Annotated in this window: 4 protein-coding genes and 1 tRNA gene; 4 read left to right on the top strand and 1 reads right to left on the bottom strand. The window is 70.8% G+C overall.

The features are described 5' to 3' along the window. From B7767_RS32315 to B7767_RS32305, 3 genes are all read left to right on the top strand, one after another. The coding region (locus B7767_RS32315; protein ID WP_085575232.1) for a Tat pathway signal sequence domain protein at positions 1 to 2,726 on the top strand (2,726 nt) is incomplete at its 5' end. A 36-nt stretch (positions 2,727 to 2,762) separates the two neighbouring features. Next, complete coding sequence (locus tag B7767_RS32310; protein ID WP_085575231.1) at positions 2,763 to 3,212, top strand: SRPBCC family protein; 450 nt, start codon at positions 2,763 to 2,765, stop codon at positions 3,210 to 3,212. Between the two features lie 39 nt (positions 3,213 to 3,251). Next, positions 3,252 to 3,323, top strand: a tRNA-Val gene (locus tag B7767_RS32305). 57 nt (positions 3,324 to 3,380) lie between these two features. Here B7767_RS32305 and B7767_RS32300 read toward each other — a convergent pair. After that, on the bottom strand, positions 3,381 to 4,106 hold the full coding sequence (locus B7767_RS32300; protein ID WP_085575230.1) for a 3'-5' exonuclease: 726 nt from the start codon (positions 4,104 to 4,106) through the stop codon (positions 3,381 to 3,383). A 168-nt stretch (positions 4,107 to 4,274) separates the two neighbouring features. On the opposite strand from B7767_RS32300, the gene B7767_RS32295 reads away from it, so the two are divergent. Continuing rightward, positions 4,275 to 4,841: a DUF4365 domain-containing protein gene (locus B7767_RS32295; protein WP_073933749.1), complete on the top strand. Its 567-nt coding sequence runs from the start codon at positions 4,275 to 4,277 to the stop codon at positions 4,839 to 4,841. The last annotated feature ends 93 nt before the right edge of the window (positions 4,842 to 4,934 follow it).

Raw genomic sequence — 4,934 nt, 5'->3', positions numbered from 1 at the left:
TCCCCCGCAGATCCCTGCTCAAGGCGGCCGCCGTCGCCGGAGCCGCCGCCCAGTTCAGCTGGGCCCTGGGACCGCGCGACGCCGCCGCCGCGCCCCGCGCGGAAGCCGCCGGCACCGACCCGGTGACTCTCGACTGGCTGGAGGACGGCGGCCTCGGCGCGGCCCCCGGCTCCACCGTCGGCGTGCCCTGGCCCAAGGGCGCCCACCAGGAGGACCAGACCTTCGCGCTGACCGACGCCGACGGAAAGTCCGTCCCCGTCCAGTCCTGGCCGCTCGCCTACTGGCCCGACGGATCCCTCAAGTGGACCGCGCACGCCGTGAGTTCGGGCTCCGGCAAGCTCACCCTGACCACCGGGGCGCCCGCGGCGCCCGAGAAGAAGGTCACCGTCGACAAGCGCGGCGGCACCATCGACGTCTCCACCGGTGTCATCACCGCCAGGATCGGCAGGTCCGGCTCCACGATCGTCAGATCGGTCCGCCGCGGCTCGACCGAGATCGCCCGCGACGGCCGCCTCGTCGTCCTGCGCCAGCCCGAGTACGAGGACGGCGACCAGACCACCGTCAGGACCGAACGCTTCGACGGCGCCATCTCCGACGTCACCGTCGAACAGGAGGGCCCCGTCCGCGCGGTCGTCCGAGTCGACGGCAAGCACCGCAAGGGCCACCGCGAGCTGCTGCCCTTCTCCATCCGCCTCTACTTCTACGCCGGCGCCGACTCCTTCCGCATGGTGCACACCATCACCTACGACGGGAAGCAGGAGCCCGGCAAGGCCGACGGCGACTTCATCCGCGGCCTCGGCGTCCGCTTCACCGTCCCCATGCGCGACGAGTCCTACGACCGCCACATCCGCATCGGCGGCGAGGGCACCGGCCTGCTCCGCGAGGCCGTCAAGGGCATCACCGGACTGCGCCGCGACCCGGGAGCCGCCGTCCAGGCCGCCCAGTTCGCCGGCGAGAAGCTCCCCGACCCCGCCACCTGGGACCAGCGGGTCACCACCCGCCTCCAGTACATCCCCGAATGGGGCGACTACACCCTCTCCCAGCTCTCCGCCGACGGCTTCACCCTGCGCAAGCGCACCAAGAAGGGCCACGGCTGGATCGGCGCCGGCGGCGGCCGGCGCGCCTCCGGCTTCGGCTACGTCGGCGGCGTCACCGGCGGCCTCTCCTTCGGACTGCGCGACTTCTGGGAGAAGCACCCCGCCCAGCTCGACATCCGCGACGCCCAGACCGACGAGGCCGAGGTCACCCTCTGGCTCTGGTCACCCGAGGCCCAGCCCATGGACCTGCGCTTCTACCACGACGGCATGGGCCAGGACACCTTCCCCGAACAGCTCGAGGGCCTCAACATCACCTACGAGGACTACGAGCCCGGGTTCGGCACCCCGTACGGCATCGCCCGCACCTCCGAACTCCTCTTCTGGGCCAACGAGTCCACCCCGAGCGCCGAGAGGCTCGCCGAACAGGTCGAGGCGGTGCGCGTCCTCCCGCAGCTCGCCGCCCCGCCCAGGCAGCTCGTCGCCGCGGGCGTCTTCGGCAAGGGCCTGTTCGCCGAACCGGACCGCTCCACCCCGGCCAAGGCGAAGATCGAGGACCACCTCGACTTCCTCTTCACCTACTACAAGGACCAGGTGGAGCAGCGCCGCTGGTACGGCTTCTGGGACTACGGCGACATCATGCACACCTACGACACCGTGCGGCACCAGTGGCGGTACGACGTCGGCGGCTACGCCTGGGACAACTCCGAGCTCTCACCCGACCTGTGGCTCTGGTACGCGTACCTGCGCTCCGGCCGCGCCGACATCTTCCGCTTCGCCGAGGCGATGACCCGCCACACCGGCGAGGTCGACGTCTACCACATCGGCAAGTGGGCCGGCCTCGGCACCCGGCACGGCGTCCAGCACTTCGCCGACAGCGCCAAGCAGCAGCGCATCGCCAACACCACCTACCGGCGCTACTACTACTTCCTCACCGCGGACGAACGCGTCGGCGACCTCATGCACGCCAACGTCGACTCCGACGAGACCTTCCTCGCCCTCGACCCCCTGCGCAAGATCCGCACCGAGCCGTACACGCCCGACCGCAACGCCCTGTCCGTCGGCTTCGGCACCGACTGGAGCGGACTGGTCTCCGCCTGGCTCACCGAGTGGGAACGCAAGGGCCCCAAGTGGGAGAAGGCCAAGGCCCGCGTCCTGTCCACCATGGAGACCATCGCCGCCCAGCCCAACGGCTTCGTCCAGGGCAGCGGCCTGTACGACCTCGACACCGGCAGGTTCGCCGTCGCCGACACCCCGAAGGTCGAGGTCTCCCACCTGTCGGCCGTTTTCGGCCTCAACGAACTCTGTGCCGAACTCATCGACCTCGTCGACATGCCGGAGTTCAACGAGGCGTACTACGACTACTGCCGCTACTTCAACGCGAGCAAGACGGAACAGGCCGCGCGCTACGGCTCCAACTTCGGCAGCCTGATCCTCTTCCAGGGCCACTCCCGCCTCGACGCCTACGCCGCCGTACGGACCGGCGACGAGAAACTGGCCGAGAGGGCCTGGCAGAAGTTCTACGGCTCCGACGGCTACAAGGAGTCGGCCCCCTGGAAGACCGAGAAGATCAGCGGTCCGACGGCCCTGGTCGCCGGCAGCGAGGCCACCTGGGTGTCCACCAACGACACCGCGCTCTACGGTCTCGCCGCCATCGAACTGCTGGCGCTGCTCGGGGACAGGATGCCGTAGACGCACACAACGGGCGCGGACGGGAACACTGCGTCCATGGACTGGAACCATCACCGCTTCCGCAGTCTGTGGACCCTGTCCGCGCCCGCCCCCGTGGTCTACCGCGTCCTGGAGCGGATCGAGGACTACCCCCTGTGGTGGCCCCAGGTACGGGACGTCACCCGGCTCGACGACACCAGCGGGATCGTCACGATCCGCTCCCTCCTGCCGTACGACCTGACCTCGACCGTGCGGGAGGGCCGGCGCGACCCGGAGACCGGGGTCCTGGAGGCCGGCCTCTCCGGCGACATCGACGGATGGGCCCGCTGGACCGTCACCCGCCTGGGCCCCCACGGCTGCCTCGTCCACTACGAGCAGGAGGTCGACGTCCGCAAACCGCTGCTGCGCCTGCTCGCCGTGCCCGGACGGCCCGTCTTCCGCGTCAACCACGCACTGATGATGCGGGCCGGCCGGCGCGGCCTGGCCGCCCACCTGGAAGCGGTTTGAAGGAACCGTCCCCGGACCTGTATTGTTCAGTGCGTTCCCGGGCGATTAGCTCAGTGGGAGAGCGCTTCGTTCACACCGAAGAGGTCACTGGTTCGAACCCAGTATCGCCCACCGGGAAAGCCGGTCCGTCCCTGACGGACCGGCTTCTTTGCGCGCCCGTGCGACGCCTCACGCCGCCGCCGACAGATCCGGACGCAGCGGCCACGCCGGGTCCACCACCTCGTCCGTGCCCGTGCGCGCGAACCACGCCTGCAGTCCCCGCGCCTGTGCCGCGTGCCACACCGCCTGCAAGGGGTGCAGCTCGGCGGGGGTCAGCCGCTCGAGCCGGGACGCGAAACGCCGCCCCACCGCCCGGGTCACCTCCAGCGCGGCCGTCGCGTCCGCCGCCGCGTCGTGCGCCCCCTCCAGGTCGACGCCGTAGTGCGCGCACAGATCGGTCAGCGTGCGCCGGCCCTTGCGGTAGCGGTCCAAGTGCTTGTCCAGCACCCACGGGTCCAGCACCAGCAGCGGCGTCCGCTCGAACCAGCGGTCCAGCGACGACGCGCGGTGCCGGCGCAACTCCCGGTCCAGCAGCGTCAGATCGAACGGCGCGTTCATCACCACCAGCGGCCGGCCCACCCTGGCCTGCTCGGCCAGCGCCTGGGCCATCTCGTACATCACCGGCGCCGGCCAGCGGCCGTTGCGCTGCAGGTGATCGTCCGTCAGTCCGTGCACCTCCGTCGCCGCGGCCGGCACCGGCACCCCCGGGTTCACCAGCCAACGGTTCACCCGCGGCCGGGCGCCCGGCGCGTCCTGCACGACGAGGGCGGCCGACACGATCCGGTCGGTCTCGACGTCCACACCCGTCGTCTCCGTGTCGAAAGCGGCCAACGGCCCTTCGTACCAGCACGCCATACCCAACAACCCCTCGTTCACCGTCGGCAGTCGACGCACCGTCCGCTGCCCGATCCGGTGATACCCGGCCTGTTTGCGCCGTACGCCGGAAGGAGACAACAGGAGTACGGGTCCTCGCAGTTCAACGACCCGCAACGGGGAAACCCTTGTTCCGGAAGGCTGTTGGTCATGGCCATCGCGCAGCCCGAACGGGGCGGGCTGCTGCCCGAGCGCACGCCACCCACTCGCGGCACCCTCGCCACCACCGCCTGCATGGAGACACTGCAGGTCGGTTATCTGCACGCCGTCGCGGCCGCCGCGGGCTGCTCACTGTCCCAGCCGTTCCCGGACAACGGCATCGACTGGCACGTCAGCCACAGCGCCGCCGGGCACGTCGTCGACGACGAGGTCACCATCAAGGTGCAGCTCAAGGCGACCTACCAGCTCCGCCCCCGCCCGCCGGGCCGCTCCTTCTCCTTCACGCTGGACAACGCGCACCTGGAGAAGCTCGCCCGCACCCCGGTCTCGGTGCACAAGATCCTGGTCGTGATGATCGTGCCGCGCTCCCAGGACGACTGGCTGCGCGCCGGCCACGACCGGCTCGACCTGCGGCACTGCTGCTACTGGACCAACCTCGCCGGACACCCGGTCACCGGCCGGCGCCGCACCACCGTACGGATCCCCACCTCACGCATCTTCGACGACCGGGCGCTGTGCGAGATCATGACGCGGGTCGGGACGGGAGGAAAACCGTGACGCACCGCCCGACCGGGGAACCCTTGAGGCCCGTACGCCCGCATCCCGCCGACACCGCCCACGACGGCCGGCCGCCCGAGCCCGCCGACGTCG

It is taken from the genome of Streptomyces sp. 13-12-16 (assembly GCF_002114215.1).
Classification (GTDB): Bacteria; Actinomycetota; Actinomycetes; order Streptomycetales; family Streptomycetaceae; genus Streptomyces.
The sequence above is the reverse complement of the archived record's forward strand: the minus strand, read 5'-3'. Positions and strand labels throughout refer to the sequence as shown.

Coding starts and splice junctions, on each gene's coding strand:
- B7767_RS32310 (WP_085575231.1), top strand. CDS start 2,763: ATGGACTGGAACCATCACCGCTTCCGCAGTCTGTGGACCCTGTCCGCG.
- B7767_RS32300 (WP_085575230.1), bottom strand. CDS start 4,106: ATGGCGTGCTGGTACGAAGGGCCGTTGGCCGCTTTCGACACGGAGACG.
- B7767_RS32295 (WP_073933749.1), top strand. CDS start 4,275: ATGGCCATCGCGCAGCCCGAACGGGGCGGGCTGCTGCCCGAGCGCACG.